The following is a 17,483-nucleotide window of genomic DNA, read 5'->3' as shown; positions in this document are numbered from 1 at the left end:
CCGACATATTCAACCGTCACTTGCAAAATCAGCGGGTATCTGCGGCATTTTCCTCACTCAGGTCAGCTTCGATGGCGTATTCTTGGGCATATTCCATGGCCACCGGCGTGTAGGACGGCGCCACGGCGACGTAAGCGCCGGTCTCGTCCACCGGAATGGACTTGCGCACGGTGGAGCGATAGGCGGCATAGAGCACAAGGGCGGCGAAGAGAATGCCGGTGAAAAGGTAGAAGCCCCCCGGGCCCACGATGTCCATCATGTAGCCGGTGATGATCGGGCCGAGGATCGCCCCGAGCCCGTTGATGAAGATGAGCCCGCCCGATGCGGCAGCCATATCTTCATGCTGGAGGAAGTCGTTGGTGTGGGCGATGAGCAGCGAGTAGAGCGGGTTCGACATGCCGCCGACGACGAAGGCCGAGACTAGGAGCAGCGTGAACTGGCCGCCCAGCACCATGCCGAGGAATGAGCCCCCCACCCCGATGGCCGAGACGATCAGGATCAGGAAGCGCCGGTCCATCCGGTCGGAGATCCATCCGATGGGGTACTGAAGCAGGACGGCACCGACGAAGAACATCGCCACGAAGGTGGAGATCTGCGCGACGGTCAGCCCCGCCTTGGCGCCATAGACCGAGGCCATGCCGAATTGCGCCGAGAAGACGCCACCCAGCAGGAACATGCCCACGCAGCCCAGCGGCGAGTAACCGGCGAGTTCGCGCAGGCTCATGGGCTTGGTGGTCTCGAAGGCGGGGGTCGGGCTGATCGACAGCAGGATTGGCGTGATCGCGATGGAGACCAGGATCGAGGGGATCACAAACAATACGTATCCGGATGGATCGGCGGTGAGCAGCAGCGCCTGGCTGAGCACGATGCCCGCTGTCTGCACGATCATGTAGAGCGAGAGCGCCTGGCCGCGGTTTTCATTGGTGGCGGCGTTGTTGAGCCAGCTTTCGGCGGTCACGTAGACGGCGGAGAAGCAGAACCCGATGAGCACGCGGCCCAGCGTCCAGAGCCAAACCTCGGTCACCGTGGGATAGAGGATCATCACCGCCGAGATCAGCGAGGCCAGCGCTGCGAAGACGCGCACGTGGCCGACGCGGCGGATCATGCCCGGCGCCATGCGCGACCCACCAAGGAAGCCGAGGAAATAGGCGGACATCACGATCGACATCTCGAAGGTCGAGAAGCCCTCGATCTCACCCCGGATGCCCAGCAACGTGCCCTGCATGCCGTTGCCGACCATCAGCAGGGACATGCCCAGCAAGAGCGCCCAAGCGCTAGACAGAACCTGAAGCATATCTCCCTCCCGGTGGGCTGGGGTGGCGTGACAGGCCCTGCTTGCCGCAGGCTGCGGGGCCCGTCACGCTCATGCGCGACGTCGGGAGTCGCTTTGGGCACATGGGCCTACTCCGGGAACAAGAGCGATGCATCGCCGTAGGAGAAAAAACGATACTCCTGCGCGATGGCGTGATCGTAAATGCGGCGCACGGTGTCCGGCCCCATGAGCGCGGAGACGAGCATCATCAGCGTCGACTTCGGCAGGTGGAAGTTGGTCATCAGGGCGTCGGTGACCTGAAAGTTGAAGCCGGGGTAGATGAAGATATCGGTGTCGCCCTCCCACGCCCTGATCTCACCGTCGCGGGCGGCGGTCTCGATCAGGCGCAGCGCGGTGGTGCCCACCGGGATCACCCGCCCGCCTGCGGCTTTGGTGCCCGTGATCTCGGCGGCGGCTGCGGCGCTCACTTGCCCCCATTCGGCGTGCATCTTGTGGGCGGTCACATCATCGACCTTCACGGGCAGGAAGGTGCCCGCGCCCACGTGCAGCGTGACATGGGTAAAGTCGACACCATGATCGGCGATGCGCTGCAGCAGTGCCGCGTCGAAATGCAGCGAGGCGGTGGGGGCCGCCACCGCGCCGCTTTTGCGGGCGAAGACGGTCTGGTAGTCGGTCAGGTCCTGCGCATCCGCCGGGCGTTTGGCGGCGATGTAAGGCGGCAGCGGCATCGCACCTGCGGCGTTGAGCGCCGCGTCGAAGTCGTCACCGCTGAGGTTGAAGGCGAGATACCCCTGCCCGTCTTTCACGCCCTGCAACGTCGCGCGCAGATCGGCGCTGAAGATCACCTCTTCGCCCGGTTTCAGCTTCTTCAGCGGCTTGATCAGCGCGGCCCAGGTGCCATCGGCACGCGGCTCCAGCAGGGTGACTTCGATCTTGGCCTGTGTCTCGCCCTGCACGCTCAACCGGTGGCGCAGACCGGTGAGCCGCGCGGGGATCACGCGCGTGTCGTTCAGGACCAGCCGGTCGCCAGGGCGGAGAAAGTGGGTGATACCGGAGACGACCGCGTCGGTGAGCGCATCGCCGTGCGCCACCAGCAGGCGCGCCGAGCTGCGCGGCACCGCAGGGCGGGTCGCGATCAGCCGCTCGGGCAAACCGAAGTCGAAATCACTCAGTTTCATGAAGCGCCTTTTAGCGATCTTCGCCGCGGGTGAAAGTGGGTCTTTCGCGTTCGGGCGCGGGCGGCGGCGGGTCTTCGCCTTCGGCCAGTGGCACATCCGGTCGGGGCGCGCGGAACAGGTCGCGGATGCCGCCCGGGGTGAGGGCCGTGAGCGGGTTCACGAAGACGTCCGGGTCGCGCACGGTGCCGCCGATGGAGTAGTTGAAGGCAAAGAGCCCCTCGCCCGGACGGGTGAAAATGCTGCCGATGCCGTTGAGAATATAGACGGGGGTGATCACCCCCTGCATCTGCAATTGCCCTGTGTCGGTGGCATAGATGCCGTCCATGGAGAGGCCCATGGAAGGGCCCACGGCACTGCCTTCGCGCAAGGTGATGCGGCGCGGGGCGAGGCGGAAATCGGCGTTTACATCCGAGAAGAACAGGCTGTCGCTGCCTTCGATATTGAAGAGACCGACGATGCTGACCGCGTTCAGCAGCGCCGCCATGGCGGGGGCCTCGACGACGCTGGTGTTCTGGACCCGGAGCTTACCATCGAACGCGCCGCCGGTGCCGACGGGTAAGAGGACCAACTCGAAGGCGCCGCCGCGCACCTGTTGGACCACATTGGCCGAGGCAAAGACGGCCCCCGCATCTGCGGCGGTGAGGCGGATCGCGCTGCGGCTGCCTTGCGGGATCATCCGGCCCGAGACCTGCGCGGCGCCGTTGATGCGGCCCGAGAAGGTGCCATCAAGCCCCGCGCCGGTGGTGAATTCGCCGCGCACCGCGGTGATCGCGATGGCATCCGTCACCTGCAGCCGGTCAAGCGCGACCGTCAGCGGTGCGGTCTCGCCGCTGGCCGCGCCATCGGGAATATCCGCGCGCCGCAGATCGAGCGTGCCCCCGCGCAGCGCGACGCCTACGGGCACGCCCGCGCCGCGACCGATGAGATCGACCTGCGCGTCCAGCCAGCCACCGACGCGCAGCTGCGAGAGCCGCACCCGGTCGAGATCGCCTGGCCCGTTCAGCGTGACATCGCCGACAGCGGTGAGCCCCGGCGCGGTGAGCGCGATACGTTCGACCACGGGCACATCCGAGAGCTGCCCCGACAGCGCGAAGCTGGCGGCTGTCTCAGCCCCCTTGGCCCAGCCGATGGGCGGGATGGAAAGGCCGACGCCGCGCAGATCGGAGGTCAGCTCCAGCGCGGGCGGCGTGTCCTTCACCAGCGTGATCTCGATCTCCGCGCTGCCCTGGCCGCTGACATATTCCGGCGGCAGGCCGATTTTCAGCGCATCGAGCGCCTCGGGCGAGATCTCGATCTGCCCGGTCACGCGTCCCGGCGCGCCGGGGCTGTTCAGCGGCTGCGCCCAGACCACATCGAAGGGCACGCCATCGAGATCACCCTGGCCCGCCACCTCCACCGCCTCATCGGAGGCCACGAGGTCGAGCAGCGGCGCGCTCAGCACCCGGTCCTTGATGAGTTCAGTGCTGCGCACATCGGCGATCTGGCCGGTGACGTCGAACTCCACCGCCTCCACGGGCAGATCCTTGACCAGCGGCAGGGCCAGCGTGCCCGCCATCTCGGCGCGCCCGGAGGCCAGTTGCACCGGCAAGTCCGCCTTTGTCATCACGTTGAGCGGCGGCTGATCGAGCATCGAGAGCGCCGCGGTCACAGAGGATTCTGTCAACAGCCGGATCACGCCCGGCGTGCCCTCCTTGGCCTTCACATCGGGGATGATGAAGGAGGAGCCCGCGAGATCGACCGCGCCCCCTGCGGGCGCTTCGACATCGCCCTCGTCGACGACCAGCACAAAGCGGTCCTTAAGGAGGGAGGCGTGGCCCTTGGCGCCGCGGATATGCGGCATCTCTTTGAGAAAGCGCACGTCGGCCTGGTCGAAGTCGAAGCCTATGTAAGTTTCGGGCTCGGCGCCCGCTTGCCAGCGCAGGGCGGCGGCGATGTCATGCAGCGCGCCGGCAAAGAGGTTTTCGCTCAGCCAGCGGCGGGTCTTGGGCACCACCTGTTCGGGCCAGAGCTCCATCAGCCGGTCGGGGTCATAGCCGTCCATCTGCGCGTCGACCGCGATGTCCCAGCCGCGGGCGTCCGCGGTGAGCGTGCCATTGGCGGTCAGCACATGGCCCTGGTCGATCACCTGCAGGCGTCCGAGCTGCAGGGCGAAGGGCTGCGGGGTGAGGCGGAAATCGAGCTCGGCCTCGGCGAGGCGAACGGGCTCTTCATAGAAATCAGCGGGGTTGATCTGCAGATCGGTCAGGCGCAGCTGGCCCACCAGATCCTCGATGCGGCCGCGGCCATCATCGGCGAGCCGTGCGGTGCCGTCGAGGCGCCCGCTGATCCATTTGCTGTCCACCGACAGCTCATTGAAAAGCAATGTGCGGGTGGCGGGCGTGTAGGTGAAGTAGCTGCGCGCGCTGTTGATCGGGATGGCGCGGGATTCAGGCGTGGGCTGGATCACACCGGCGCCAATCTGGAAGGTCGCGTTGAGCGGATCGAAGCTCGCGTCTTCATTGACCCCGCCGCGCAGGGACCCCGAGATCGGCGCATCAAGCGCCTGCAGCCAGCCGAAGGCCGGACCCTGAACCGCCACATCCTCGGCATCCACATTGGCGAAGGTCACGCCGAAATCGGAGGCGAGCGCGCCGATCTGCCCGGCATAGCTGGCGGTGACCGTGGCCACATCGGCGTCACCGTCCAGCACCGCAAGATCGACGCTGAGCGTGAGATCGGCGCCGGAGCGGTCGAGCGACAGGCGCCCGCCATCGATTGTCCAGGCGCGGTTGGCGCGCTCGTCCTCATAGCGCAGGGTCAGCCCTTGAAGATTGGCGCTGCGAAGGCGGGCAAGGCCGGGGCGCAGCAAGAGATCGTCGAGATCCGCCACAAGCTGGGCGAGGTTGGGGGCCGCGCGGGATGCGGCCTGGCCGCCGATGCCGCCCGAGAGCGTCACCCCCTGCGCGCCCCGGCGCAAGGTCAGGAACACGCCGCTGATGTCGACCGATTTCAGTTCCAGCTGCTGTTTCAGCAGCCCGGTCATCGACAGGCTGGCGCGCATCTCGGAGAAGGCGACGATTTCGGTGCCGTCGGGCGTCGAGACCCGGACGTCGCGCACCCGTGCGCGCGGGCGCCAGCCTTCATCGACGATCAGCAGCATTTCTCCAAAGGCGATGCGCGCGTCGGGCACGGCGACCGCCAGGCGCTGTTCGATCTGGCTGCGCGCCCAATCGGGCACGATGATGTCGCGGTCCTTGACCCAGAAGACCGCCCCGGCCACCGCCGCCACCAGCAGCACGATGAGCGCCAGAGGCGGCAGGACATACCGCTTCTTGAGGCGCTTTCTCGGCTTATCTGCGGGGTCCGTGTCCAAATCGAAGGGGTGCTTTCGGCGCGTGGAAAACTCGAAAGGTTAATCGGTGTGCAGGGCCTTTCCTGTGGTCCCCACCGTTCTAATATGTCACTGGAAAGCAAACCTTTAAACCCACGAGAGTGTCATGCCAGAGATTTCCAACCCTGCCCCCGATTTCACCCTGCCGAGCACCGATGGCGACGATGTGACCCTGTCCGGCCTGAAGGGGTCGCCCGTGGTTCTGTTCTTCTACCCCCGCGACAACACGCCGGGCTGCACCAAGGAGAGCGTGGGCTTTTCGGAGAGCAAGGCGGCGTTTGAGGCGGCGGGCGCGAAGGTGTTCGGGATCTCGAAGGACAGCATGGCGAGCCATGACAAGTTCGTGGCCAAGAAGGAGCTGACGGTGCCGCTTCTGTCTGACGAGCATGGCTCGGCCTGCGAGGACTATGGCGTCTGGAAGGAAAAGAGCATGTACGGCAAGAAGTTCATGGGGATCGAGCGCTCGACCTTCCTGATTGCCGCCGATGGCACGATTGCGCGCATCTGGCCAAAGGTGAAGGTGCCGGGCCATGTGGATGAGGTGCTGGAGGCGGTGCAGGCGCTGTGACGCCGCTGGCCCAGATGGCCGAGGCGGTGTTGCGCACCGCCGACGGCCGCGAAAAGACCGCGCTGTCGCGCCGGTTTGCCGCTGAATGGCAGGCGGCGCGCGAGCGAGGCGAGACGCCCGAGATCGGACGCGCCGACCCACCTTTGCACCCTGCCCGGCCTGAGGCGCCGGAGCTTTTGAGCCCGCGCGATGTGCCCCGCCGTCGCCCCGGCACGCCGGAGGGGCGCATCGCGCTGCTGCATGCGGTGGCGCATATCGAGCTCAATGCCGTCGACCTGCATTGGGACATCATCGCGCGCTTTGCGCATGTGAAGATGCCCATGGGGTTCTATGACGACTGGGTAAAGGCGGCGGACGAAGAATCCAAACATTTCAACCTGATGTGCGACTGTCTTGAAGCACTGGGCAGTCATTATGGGGCGCTGCCCGCCCATGCGGGCATGTGGCGCGCCGCCGAGGATACGGTCGAGGATTTCATGGGCCGCCTGGCGGTTGTGCCCATGGTGTTGGAGGCGCGCGGGCTCGATGTGACGCCGGGCATGATCGAGATTTTCCGCAAGGCCAAGGCAGAGGACGCGGTGGCCGCGTTGGAGACGATTTACGCCGAGGAAGTCAGTCATGTGGCTTATGGCTCGAAGTGGTTTCACTTTCTGTGCGGGCGCCACGAAGAGGACCCGAAAGAGCGGTTCCACGCGCTGGTGCGGACCTATTTCCACGGCGCATTGAAGCCACCCTTCAATGAAGAGAAGCGCGCCGAGGCCGGGATACCGCCGGACTTCTACTGGCCGCTGGCCGAGCAGGTTTGAGCCCAAAACCGCGAAAAATCCCCAAAAACCAGCAGGTTTTTGCCGATTTACAACAATTCAACGGCGAGTTGTGGATCGACGGTTAATCCTGCTTGCCCCGCGTGTGCCCGCTCATTAAGCACTTTCAGGTGTGGTGCTGCCCCTCGGGAGAAAGGGCGCGCATCGGGGGAGACGAGCAGAGGGACGGCTTCGTGCGGACACGTTTGGCAATCAAAATCCATGGGCTCCTGGAGCACTATTTCCCGGAACGCCGCGTCTTTCTGAAATCCGACACCGACACACGATTTATCCGCCTCCGCTCTGAGACCCAGCTCATCGCTTTTTCCGGTGCCGCGCTGCTGGTGGCCTGGTCGATCATCGCCACGGCGATCCTGCTCATGGACAGCATTGGCGCGGGCAATTTCCGCGAACAGGCCAAGCGGGATCAGGCGACCTATCAGGTTCGGCTCAACGATCTGTCGGCGCAGCGCGACCAGCGCGCCGCCGAGGCGCTCGCCGCACAGGAGCGGTTCAACGCGGCGCTTGATCAGATTTCGGTGATGCAGTCGCAGCTTCTGGCCTCGGAGACCCGGCGGCACGAGATGGAAACCGGGCTCGAAGTGGTGCAGACCACGCTGCGCACCACGATGGAAGAGCGCGAGGCCGCCCGCACGGCACTGGCCGCCCTGCAGAGCGATGCGGCCGAGGACGGCACTGCGACGCTGCTCGCCTCCAAGGACACGGGCGTGCCGGTGGACTTCCTGGCCGATGCCCTCGCCCGCACCGCAGCCGAGCGCGATCAGGTGGTGGCCGATGCCCAGGACGCGCTGGATCACGCCGACGAGTTGGCGCTGGAAATAGCGCTGATGAAAGAGAACAACGACCAGATTTTCCGGCAGCTCGAAGAGGCGATGACCGTCTCGGTCGAGCCGCTCGACAAGATGTTCAAGGCCGCGGGCATGGCGCCCGAGCGGATTCTCGACCGGGTGCGCAGCGGCTATTCCGGCCAGGGCGGCCCGCTCACGCCGCTGTCCTTCTCGAGCCGTGGGGAGGAGCTGTCGCCCGATTTCCTGCGGGCCAATCGCATCTTGGAACAGATGGATGAGCTGAACCTCTACCGGATTGCGGCGGAGCGCGCGCCCTTTGCCCTGCCCGTGTTAGACTCCTTCCGCTTTACCAGTGACTATGGCTTCCGGCGCGACCCGAAGACCGGCGGGCGGCGCATGCACAAAGGTGTCGATTTCGCAGCCCCTGTGGGGACCGACCTGCATGCCACCGCCGATGGTGTTGTCATCTACGCCGGTTGGCAGTCGGGCTATGGACGGCTGATCAAAATCCAGCACGACTTTGGCATCGAGACGCGCTATGCGCATCTGTCAAAAATTCGCGTCAAAGTTGGGCAAAGGGTCTCGCGCGGGGATCATATCGGTGATATGGGTGCAAGCGGACGGGTGACCGGCGTGCACCTGCACTATGAAGTGCGTGTCGGTGGGAAAGCTGTAAACCCAATGATCTATATCAAGGCTGCAAGAGATGTTTTCTAAGAGCAAAATCAACGAACCGGGCCAGAAGCAGGCAGAGACGGACACAGCAAAACCGGCAGCGTCCTCGTCTGCCCCGGCCTCCCCGGCCCCGGCGACCGAGTACAAGGCGGCGCCCCCGAAGGCCAAGCCGCCAGCCTCCGTGCTGTCCTCGGACCTGCACGTCACGGGCAACATGAAGACAACCGGTGATATCCAGGTGGAAGGCACCGTCGAAGGCGACATCCGCGCGCATCTGCTGACCATCGGCGAGACCGCGACCATCAAGGGCGAGGTGATCGCCGACGACGTGGTCGTGAATGGCCGCATCGTGGGCCGCGTGCGCGGCCTGAAGGTGCGCCTGACATCGACGGCGCGCGTCGAGGGTGACATCATCCACAAGACCATCGCCATCGAGAGCGGTGCACATTTCGAAGGCTCGGTCCAGCGGCAGGACGATCCGCTGAGCCCCGGCGCGAAATCCGCACCCGCCGCGAAGGCGAACCCCGCGTCCTAAGACCGGCGCGAGAGACTGCGGGAAGGCGTCGCCCTGCGGCGCCTTTTCTTTTCCTGAGCACGATGATGCGCGAGCGGACCGCCGGATGGGGTGGAGTTCGTGGCGCACATCCGCAGTGACATGGATCGGACCGAGGGCCCATGAAAGTCAGAGACGCCGTTTTGGAGGACGCCGCCGAGATCAGCGCGCTTCTCGAGGAGTTGAAGGCCTTGGGCAAACGCACCCGGCCCCACGACGAAGCCTTTGTCCGCGATCACTATATCAATGGTCCCGATGGCATTCGGTGCTCGGTTGCCGAAGACGACAACGGCGAGATCCTTGGTATTCAGATCCTGTCACATGCGACCGAGACCAACCCCTGGGGCGTCACGCCCGGCTGGGGTATTATCGGGACCCATGTGAAGGCGAGCGCGGCGCGGCGCGGCGTGGGCCGCGCGCTCTTCGCCGTCACCCGTGCAGCTGCCGTCGAGGCGGGGCTCAAGAAGATTGACGCGACCATCGGTGCGGACAATGCGGAGGGGCTCGCCTATTACGAGGCGATCGGGTTCCGCACCTACCGCACGCCCGAGGGCAAAATCTGCAAGTGTTTCGAGGTCGTGTGAGCGCGCCGGTCAGCGGCTGATGGCTTCGGGCCGACCGCTGCCGGCCCGAAGCGAAGTAGTTCCTAGTCGGTGACCGTGACCGTCTGCATCACGTCCGGCGCGCCAATCACGGCGCCATTGGCACCGGTGCCGAGCTTGATGGCGTCGAGCACGTCGAGCCCTTCGGTCACCCGGCCCACAACGGTGTATTGGCCGTTGAGGAAATAGCCTTCGGCGAACATGATGAAGAACTGGCTGTTGGCGCTGTCCGGGCTCTGGGCGCGGGCCATGCCGACAACGCCACGGTCGAAGGGCACGTCGGAGAACTCGGCGGCGAGGTCCGGTTGATCCGATCCGCCCATGCCCGCGCGGCGCATGTCGCCACCCGACTTGCCGAACTCCACATCGCCGGTTTGGGCCATGAAGCCTTCGATGACCCGGTGGAACACCACCCCATCATAGGCGCCGCTTTCCGCAAGCGCGGTGATGCGCTCCACGTGACCCGGGGCCACGTCTTCGAGCAGGTCGATGGTGATGGTGCCGTTGGCCTCGCCCGCGACGGTGATTTCAATGCCCGTCGCCGCGGCGGGCGTGGCGAGCATCAGGGCGGCGACGGCGGCCTTATACATCCGCGGCCACCTTGACCGAGATCATCCGGTCGGGCTCGGCAGGCGGCTCGCCGCGCGTGATTGCGTCCACATGTTCCATGCCTTCGATCACCTGGCCGTACACGGTGTACTGGCCGTTGAGGAAATCGTTGTCCTTGAAGTTGATGAAGAACTGGCTGTTGGCGCTGTCCGGGTTTTGCGAGCGGGCGGCGCCCAGGCTGCCACGCGCATGCGGCACCTTGGAGAACTCCGCTGGGACATTCGGCAGGTCGGAGCCGCCGGTGCCCGCCCGGCTGAGGTTGAACCCATCTTCCATGTCGCCGTGCTGCACATCGCCGGTCTGCGCCATGAACCCTTCGATCACCCGGTGGAAGGCGACATTGTCATACTCGCCCGCGCGCGCGAGCTCCTTCATCCGTTCCACATGTTTCGGCGCCACATCGGGCAGCAGCTCGATGGTCACGGTGCCACCTTTCAGCTCCATCAGGATGGTGTTCTCGGGGTCTTTGATCTCGGCCATCAGGCGCTCCTTGTCTCTTTGGTTGCGCACTTCCTAATTGGTGGTGCCCTGAATGCCAAGCGGGTCATTGACGCAGGCGGTGATACGCGCAACACAAAGGCGCGACCGAAAACGAAGGAGCGGGTGATGGGCTGGAAGACGCTGGACGACATGGAGCTTGCGGGCAAGCGGGTGCTGGTGCGGGTCGATATCAACGTGCCGGTCGAAGACGGGCGGGTCACGGACACCACGCGGATCGACCGCATCGTGCCGACGGTGAAGGACATCCTCGCGGGCGGCGGCCTGCCCATCCTGCTGGCGCATTTCGGACGGCCCAAGGGCAAGGTCGTGCCCGAGATGTCGCTGCGGGTGACCCTGCCCGCGCTGGAAGCCGCGCTGGGGCAGCAGGTGACCTTTGTCGAACGCCCGGATGCGGAGGCGCTGGCCGCCCTGCCTAGCGGATCGGTCGTGCTGGTCGAGAACACGCGGTTCAGCCCAATGGAAGAGGCAAACGATCCGCAGATGGCGCAGTTTCTCGCCTCGCTGGGCGATGTCTTCTGCAATGACGCTTTCTCTGCGGCGCACCGGGCCCATGCCTCGACCACCGGGGTGGCGCATCTGTTGCCCTCCTGCGCCGGGCGGCTGATGCAGGCGGAGCTGTCAGCTCTGGAAGGTGCGCTCTCGACGCCGACGCGCCCGGTGGGTGCGGTGGTTGGCGGCGCGAAGGTCTCGACCAAGATTGCGCTGCTCGAGAACCTGGTGAGTAAGCTCGATGTGCTGGTGATCGGCGGCGGCATGGCGAATACGTTTCTGGCCGCGCAAGGCGCACAGCTTGGCGCCTCGCTGCAGGAGCCCGATTTTATCGACACCGCCAAGGCGATCATGGCCGAGGCTGAGAGCACCGGCTGCCGCATCCTGTTGCCGGTCGATGGCCTCGTTGCGCGGGCGTTCAAGGCGGGCGCGGATCACGCGGTCATTGCGCTGGGGCCCGAGACGGTGCTGGACGGAGACCAGATGGTGCTGGATGCGGGGCCTGAGAGTGTCGCGGCGGTGGTCGAGGCCTTCGGCGGGCTGAAAACGCTGATCTGGAACGGCCCCCTGGGCGCCTTCGAGATTGCTCCTTTCGACCAGGCGACCAATGCCGCCGCGATTGAAGCCGCGCGGCTGACGGACGCCGGAGGTTTAGTGTCAGTTGCGGGCGGCGGCGACACGGTGGCGGCGCTGAATGCCGCCGGAGCGGCGGAAGCCTTCACCTATATCTCCACCGCCGGGGGCGCCTTTCTGGAATGGATGGAGGGCAAGGAATTGCCCGGAGTGGTGGCTCTGACTGCGTAGACCAGCGGCAAACCACCTGTTTTTCAACGGAAATGTGACAAAGGGGATTCCCTTGTGCCTTTCGCTGTGCCATAGTCTGATCACGCCCGCAAAGAGGCGACCAAAAGGCAGTGCAGATGACCCGTTCCCCTCGACCCGCCGTTGGCACATTCGTGTTCTTCGCCCTTGCGTTGGGCCTCGCCACCTATTTCACCTTCGCCGCCGTGCAAGGCGACTTTGGCCTCTTCCGTCGGGCCGAGATCACCGCCGAAGCGGACGCGCTGCAGAAGCAGTTGCAAATGGTACAGACCGAGGTCGCGCGGATGGAGAACCTGACGCAACGTTTGTCAGATGATTTCCTCGACCTCGATCTGCTGGACGAGCAGGCGCGCTCGGTTCTGGGCATGATCCGCGCCGATGAAATCGTCATCCGCTAGGCCGATTTTTCCATAAAAACAAAACGCTCTATGATGTAGCTGACCACGCGTCAGATTGCCTCTCGCATTCCGCCCTCGAATCCGATAAGAGATAGTTTAACGCTAAACTATCTGCCCGGAACCGGGCGTGACGAGGGAGAACCGCTCAGATGGCACCGCGAAAATCCACCAAAAAACCCAATGTATCTGCGGAGGAGCTCAAGGCCTACTACCGCGATATGCTTCTGATCCGACGCTTTGAAGAGAAGGCGGGTCAGCTTTACGGCATGGGTCTGATTGGCGGGTTCTGTCACCTCTACATCGGGCAGGAAGCGGTTGTGGTCGGTCTGGAGGCCGCCGCCGAAGAGGGCGACAAGCGCATCACCTCCTATCGCGATCACGGTCACATGCTGGCCTGCGGAATGGACCCGAACGGCGTGATGGCGGAGCTCACGGGCCGCGAGGGTGGCTATTCCAAGGGCAAGGGCGGCTCCATGCATATGTTCTCTAAAGAGAAGCATTTCTACGGCGGTCACGGGATCGTCGCGGCGCAGGTGCCACTGGGCGCCGGCCTCGCCTTCTCGGACAAATATAAGGGCAACGACCGGGTGACCTTTACCTATTTCGGGGATGGCGCGGCCAACCAAGGCCAAGTCTACGAGTCCTACAATATGGCTGAGCTGTGGATGCTGCCGTGCATTTTTGTTATTGAAAACAACCAGTACGCCATGGGCACCTCGACAAAACGGTCCACCATGTCGCCCAGCTACTGGGAGCGCGGGGCGGCTTACGGCATCCCCGGTGAAGAGGTCGACGGCATGGACGTGCTGGCCGTCAAGGAGGCCGGGCAGAAGGCCGTCGCGCACTGCCGCGCGGGCAAAGGCCCTTACATTCTCGAGATCAAGACCTATCGCTATCGCGGCCATTCCATGTCAGACCCGGCGAAGTATCGCACCCGCGAAGAAGTGCAGAAGATGCGCGATGAGCGCGACCCCATCGAGCAGGTCCGCTCGCTGCTGCTGACCGGCAAGCATGCGTCCGAAGACGATCTCAAGGCCATCGACAAGGAGATCAAGGACATCGTGAACGAGAGCGCCGAATTCGCCAAGACTTCCCCGGAGCCGGCTGTCGAAGAGCTCTGGACCGATATCTATGCAACCGAAGTCCCGCAGGAGGCTTGATCCATGGCAACCGAAATTCTCATGCCCGCGCTCTCGCCGACAATGGAAGAAGGCACGCTTGCCAAATGGCTTGTGAAGGAAGGCGACACCGTCTCCTCCGGTGACATCATGGCCGAGATTGAGACCGACAAGGCGACCATGGAATTCGAGGCCGTCGATGAAGGCATCGTCGGCAAAATTCTCGTCGCGGAAGGGACCGAAGGGGTGAAAGTGAACACCGCCATCGCCGTGCTACTCGAAGAGGGTGAAAGCGCGGATGATATCGACACATCAGCCGCTGCGCCGGAGGCGGCACCCGCCGCTGACGCGGGCAACGAGGCGGCCCCTGCGGCCCCCGAGGCGCCCGCCCCCGCTCCATCGGCTCCCGAAACAGACACCTCGCCCGACTGGCCCGAAGGCACCACGCTGAAACAGCAAACTGTGCGGGAGGCTTTGCGTGATGGCATGGCGGAAGAGATGCGCCGCGACGACAGCGTCTTCCTGATGGGCGAAGAGGTCGCCGAATACCAGGGCGCCTATAAGATCAGCCAGGGCATGCTCGACGAGTTTGGCGCCAAGCGCGTGATTGACACGCCGATCACTGAACACGGCTTTGCCGGCATCGCAACCGGCGCCGCCTTTGGCGGGCTGCGCCCCATCGTCGAGTTCATGACCTTCAACTTCGCCATGCAGGCGATTGACCAGATCATCAACTCCGCCGCCAAGACGCTCTATATGTCCGGCGGGCAGATGGGTGCGCCCATGGTCTTCCGCGGCCCCAACGGTGCTGCCGCCCGCGTCGGCGCCCAGCACTCCCAGGACTACGCCGCCTGGTACATGCAGATCCCGGGTCTGAAGGTTGCGATGCCCTACTCGGCATCCGACTACAAAGGCCTGATGAAAACCGCGATCCGCGATCCCAACCCGGTCATTTTCCTAGAAAACGAAATCCTCTATGGCCGCAGCTTTGATGTGCCAGAGCTCGATGACTATACGGTCCCGTTCGGAAAAGCGCGAGTCTGGCGGGAAGGCTCGGATGTGACCATCGTGAGCTTTGGCATCGGCATGCAATACGCGCTTGAAGCCGCCGACAAGCTCGCCGAAGACGGCATCTCCGCCGAGGTCATCGATCTGCGCACCCTGCGCCCGATGGACACCGGCAGCATCCTCAAATCGGTGATGAAGACCAACCGCTGCGTCACGGTCGAGGAAGGCTGGCCGCAAGGCTCCGTCGGAAATTACATCACCTCGGTGATCATGCAGGAGGCCTTCGACTACCTCGACGCGCCTGTGATCAACTGCACCGGCAAGGATGTGCCCATGCCCTATGCCGCCAACCTCGAGAAACTGGCGCTGGTCACCACCGATGAGGTGATCGCCGCCGTGAAACAAGTCACCTACAGCTAAGGAGCGCGCAAGATGCCGACAGAAATTCTCATGCCCGCCCTCAGCCCGACCATGGAAGAGGGCACGCTGGCCAAATGGCACGTGAAGGAGGGCGATACGGTCTCCTCCGGTGACATCATGGCCGAGATCGAAACCGACAAGGCGACGATGGAATTCGAAGCCGTGGATGAGGGCACCATTGGCAAGATCCTCGTCACGGAAGGCAGTGAAGGCGTGAAGGTCAACACCGCCATCGCGATCCTGCTCGAAGAGGGCGAAAGCGCGGATGATATCGACACATCGGCACCCGCGCCGGAGGCCGCGCCTGCGGCTGACGCGGGTAACGAGGCGGCCTCCAGCGGAGGCTCCGAGGCGCCCGCCCCTACCCCCTCCGCCGCGCCAGCACCGAAAGGCGCGGGCGGCAGCCGCATCTTCGCCTCGCCGCTCGCGCGCCGGATCGCGAAGGACAAGGGGCTCGATCTCGAGGCCATCAAAGGCTCCGGTCCGCACGGCCGGATCGTGAAAGCGGATGTGGAGAACGCGTCGGCTGCTCCCAAGGCAGCCGCAAGCGCGCCCGCGGCCGCAGCCCCGGCCGCCCCTGCGCCCGCCGCGAGCGGACCAAGCGCAAGCACGGTGATGGCGATGTACGAAGGCCGCGACTACGAGGAGGTCAGCCTCGATGGCATGCGCAAGACCATCGCCAGCCGCCTGACCGAGGCCAAGCAATCCATCCCGCATTTCTACCTGCGCCGTGACATCGAGCTCGACGCGCTGCTGGCCTTCCGGGGCCAGTTGAACAAGCAGCTTGAAGCCCGAGGCGTGAAACTCTCGGTCAATGACTTCATCATCAAGGCTTGCGCGCTGGCTCTGCAGTCCGTGCCCGATGCCAATGCCGTCTGGGCCGGGGATCGGATGCTGAAGCTGAAACCGTCGGATGTGGCTGTCGCGGTCGCTATCGAAGGCGGCCTTTTCACCCCAGTGCTGAAAGACGCAGAGATGAAATCGCTCTCCGCACTCTCCGCCGAAATGAAAGACCTCGCGACCCGCGCCCGCGATCGCAAGCTGGCGCCGCATGAATATCAGGGCGGCAGCTTTGCGATTTCGAACCTCGGAATGTTCGGCATCGACAACTTCGATGCGGTGATCAACCCGCCCCATGGCGCGATCCTCGCAGTAGGCGCGGGTGTGAAAAAGCCGGTTGTCGGGAAGGATGGGGAATTGTCGGTCGCGACCGTCATGTCCGTGACGCTGTCTGTCGATCACCGGGTGATCGACGGGGCCCTGGGCGCGCAGCTCTTGCAGGCGATCAAGGAAAACCTTGAAAACCCGATGACGATGCTCGCCTGATCATCTGGCCCTGAAACGAAAAAAGCCGGGGGCAGCGCTCCCGACTTTTCTTGTTTTCTGAGTGGCTCAGACGTCCGGCCCAAGCATGTGGTTCATGGAGATCGACGGCTGATCGCATCCAGCTTCGCCGACAATCCGCGCGGGAATACCGGCGACCGTCTTGCAGGACGGCACTTCTTCCAGAACGACCGAGCCCGCCGCGATCCGGCTGCAATCACCCACCTTGATGTTGCCGAGCACCTTCGCGCCAGCGCCGATCAGCACGCCATTGCCGATCTTCGGATGGCGGTCTTCTTCTTCCTTGCCCGTCCCGCCCAGCGTTACCGAATGCAGCATGGAGACGTTATCACCCACCACCGCTGTCTCGCCGATCACAATGGAATGCGCGTGGTCGATCATGATGCCCTTGCCAATGCTGGCTGCCGGGTGGATATCGACGCCAAAAATCTCCGAAACACGCATCTGCACGAAATAGGCCAGATCACGCTTGCCTTGCATCCACAGGTGATGCCCGACCCGGTAGGCCTGCATCGCCTGATACCCCTTGAAATAGAGGATCGGCTGCAGCAGCCGGTGGCAGGCTGGGTCACGCTCATAGATGGCGACCAGATCGGCGCGGGCGGCCTGAACCAGCGACGGATCGTTCGCATAGGCGTCTTCCACCATTTCACGCACGACCACCATCGACATCTCGTTCGAGGCAAGCTTGGCCGCAATCCGGTAGGACAGCGCCTTCTCAATGTTCTTGTGATGCAGGATACAGGCGTGCAGAAAGCCGCCCATCAGCGGCTCGTCGAGAGCGGCCTGCCGCGCTTCGGCACAGATTTGATCCCAGGCAGGATCAACCGGGGTGATATTCGGTTTACGTTCAGCCATCACACCTGTCCTTCTAAGGTTGGCCCCCTTTGTACTTCATTTAGGGTGCCAAGGCCAAACGCAAACCTGTGATGGGCAGTATTCC

Annotated in this window: 16 protein-coding genes; 10 read left to right on the top strand and 6 right to left on the bottom strand. The window is 64.2% G+C overall.

The window, feature by feature from the left end:
* Positions 1-28 precede the first annotated feature (28 nt).
* The 3 genes from ACVC7O_RS10025 to ACVC7O_RS10015 form a co-directional block, all read right to left on the bottom strand.
* Positions 29-1,294: an MFS transporter gene (locus ACVC7O_RS10025; RefSeq protein WP_458325942.1), complete on the bottom strand. Its 1,266-nt coding sequence runs from the start codon at positions 1,292-1,294 to the stop codon at positions 29-31.
* Positions 1,295-1,401: 107 nt separating this feature from the next.
* A complete protein-coding gene (queA, locus tag ACVC7O_RS10020; protein WP_458325941.1) occupies positions 1,402-2,451 on the bottom strand; it encodes a tRNA preQ1(34) S-adenosylmethionine ribosyltransferase-isomerase QueA in 1,050 nt (349 codons plus the stop codon).
* Between the two features lie 10 nt (positions 2,452-2,461).
* Positions 2,462-5,803 (bottom strand): AsmA-like C-terminal region-containing protein, encoded by a 3,342-nt coding sequence (locus ACVC7O_RS10015; protein ID WP_458325940.1) that lies wholly within the window; start codon positions 5,801-5,803, stop codon positions 2,462-2,464.
* A gap of 124 nt (positions 5,804-5,927) precedes the next feature.
* Between ACVC7O_RS10015 and ACVC7O_RS10010 the strand changes: the two genes are divergently transcribed.
* From ACVC7O_RS10010 to ACVC7O_RS09990, 5 genes are all read left to right on the top strand, one after another.
* Positions 5,928-6,389 (top strand): peroxiredoxin, encoded by a 462-nt coding sequence (locus ACVC7O_RS10010; protein ID WP_458325939.1) that lies wholly within the window; start codon positions 5,928-5,930, stop codon positions 6,387-6,389.
* Positions 6,386-7,195 carry a ferritin-like domain-containing protein gene (locus ACVC7O_RS10005; protein ID WP_458325938.1) on the top strand — a complete coding sequence of 270 codons (810 nt, stop codon included), beginning with the start codon at positions 6,386-6,388 and terminating at the stop codon, positions 7,193-7,195. Before ACVC7O_RS10010 ends, ACVC7O_RS10005 begins: the two co-directional genes overlap by 4 nt.
* Before the next feature lie 191 nt (positions 7,196-7,386).
* Positions 7,387-8,718 (top strand): DUF5930 domain-containing protein, encoded by a 1,332-nt coding sequence (locus ACVC7O_RS10000; protein ID WP_458325937.1) that lies wholly within the window; start codon positions 7,387-7,389, stop codon positions 8,716-8,718.
* Positions 8,708-9,211, top strand: coding sequence for a bactofilin family protein (locus tag ACVC7O_RS09995; RefSeq protein WP_458325936.1), 504 nt, complete (start codon positions 8,708-8,710; stop codon positions 9,209-9,211). Before ACVC7O_RS10000 ends, ACVC7O_RS09995 begins: the two co-directional genes overlap by 11 nt.
* Positions 9,212-9,351: 140 nt before the next feature.
* Positions 9,352-9,813: an N-acetyltransferase family protein gene (locus tag ACVC7O_RS09990; protein ID WP_458325935.1), complete on the top strand. Its 462-nt coding sequence runs from the start codon at positions 9,352-9,354 to the stop codon at positions 9,811-9,813.
* A 62-nt stretch (positions 9,814-9,875) separates the two neighbouring features.
* On the opposite strand, the gene ACVC7O_RS09985 is transcribed toward ACVC7O_RS09990, so the two are convergent.
* Together ACVC7O_RS09985 and ACVC7O_RS09980 are read right to left on the bottom strand one after the other, a co-directional pair.
* On the bottom strand, positions 9,876-10,421 hold the full coding sequence (locus ACVC7O_RS09985) for a peptidylprolyl isomerase (RefSeq protein WP_458325934.1): 546 nt from the start codon (positions 10,419-10,421) through the stop codon (positions 9,876-9,878).
* Positions 10,414-10,920, bottom strand: a complete 507-nt coding sequence (locus ACVC7O_RS09980; RefSeq protein WP_458325933.1) for a peptidylprolyl isomerase — start codon at positions 10,918-10,920, stop codon at positions 10,414-10,416. The genes ACVC7O_RS09985 and ACVC7O_RS09980 overlap by 8 nt, the downstream gene beginning before the upstream one ends.
* Before the next feature lie 126 nt (positions 10,921-11,046).
* On the opposite strand from ACVC7O_RS09980, the gene ACVC7O_RS09975 reads away from it, so the two are divergent.
* The 5 genes from ACVC7O_RS09975 to ACVC7O_RS09955 all read left to right on the top strand — a co-directional run bounded on the left by ACVC7O_RS09975 (position 11,047) and on the right by ACVC7O_RS09955 (position 16,522).
* Positions 11,047-12,234, top strand: coding sequence for a phosphoglycerate kinase (locus tag ACVC7O_RS09975; protein ID WP_458325932.1), 1,188 nt, complete (start codon positions 11,047-11,049; stop codon positions 12,232-12,234).
* Positions 12,235-12,350: 116 nt separating this feature from the next.
* Positions 12,351-12,650 (top strand): FtsB family cell division protein, encoded by a 300-nt coding sequence (locus ACVC7O_RS09970; protein ID WP_458325931.1) that lies wholly within the window; start codon positions 12,351-12,353, stop codon positions 12,648-12,650.
* Between the two features lie 149 nt (positions 12,651-12,799).
* Positions 12,800-13,810, top strand: coding sequence for a pyruvate dehydrogenase (acetyl-transferring) E1 component subunit alpha (gene pdhA / locus ACVC7O_RS09965; RefSeq protein WP_458325930.1), 1,011 nt, complete (start codon positions 12,800-12,802; stop codon positions 13,808-13,810).
* A 3-nt stretch (positions 13,811-13,813) separates the two neighbouring features.
* On the top strand, positions 13,814-15,196 hold the full coding sequence (locus tag ACVC7O_RS09960; RefSeq protein WP_458325929.1) for a pyruvate dehydrogenase complex E1 component subunit beta: 1,383 nt from the start codon (positions 13,814-13,816) through the stop codon (positions 15,194-15,196).
* A 12-nt stretch (positions 15,197-15,208) separates the two neighbouring features.
* Positions 15,209-16,522, top strand: a complete 1,314-nt coding sequence (locus ACVC7O_RS09955; protein WP_458325928.1) for a pyruvate dehydrogenase complex dihydrolipoamide acetyltransferase — start codon at positions 15,209-15,211, stop codon at positions 16,520-16,522.
* Positions 16,523-16,588: 66 nt separating this feature from the next.
* Here the strand turns inward: ACVC7O_RS09955 and cysE are convergent, their stop codons facing one another.
* A complete protein-coding gene (cysE, locus tag ACVC7O_RS09950) occupies positions 16,589-17,398 on the bottom strand; it encodes a serine O-acetyltransferase (protein ID WP_458325927.1) in 810 nt (269 codons plus the stop codon).
* Positions 17,399-17,483: the final 85 nt, after the last annotated feature.

The sequence above is a fragment of the Roseobacter cerffii genome, assembly GCF_054226325.1.
This window is presented reverse-complemented; position numbering and strand designations above follow the sequence as displayed.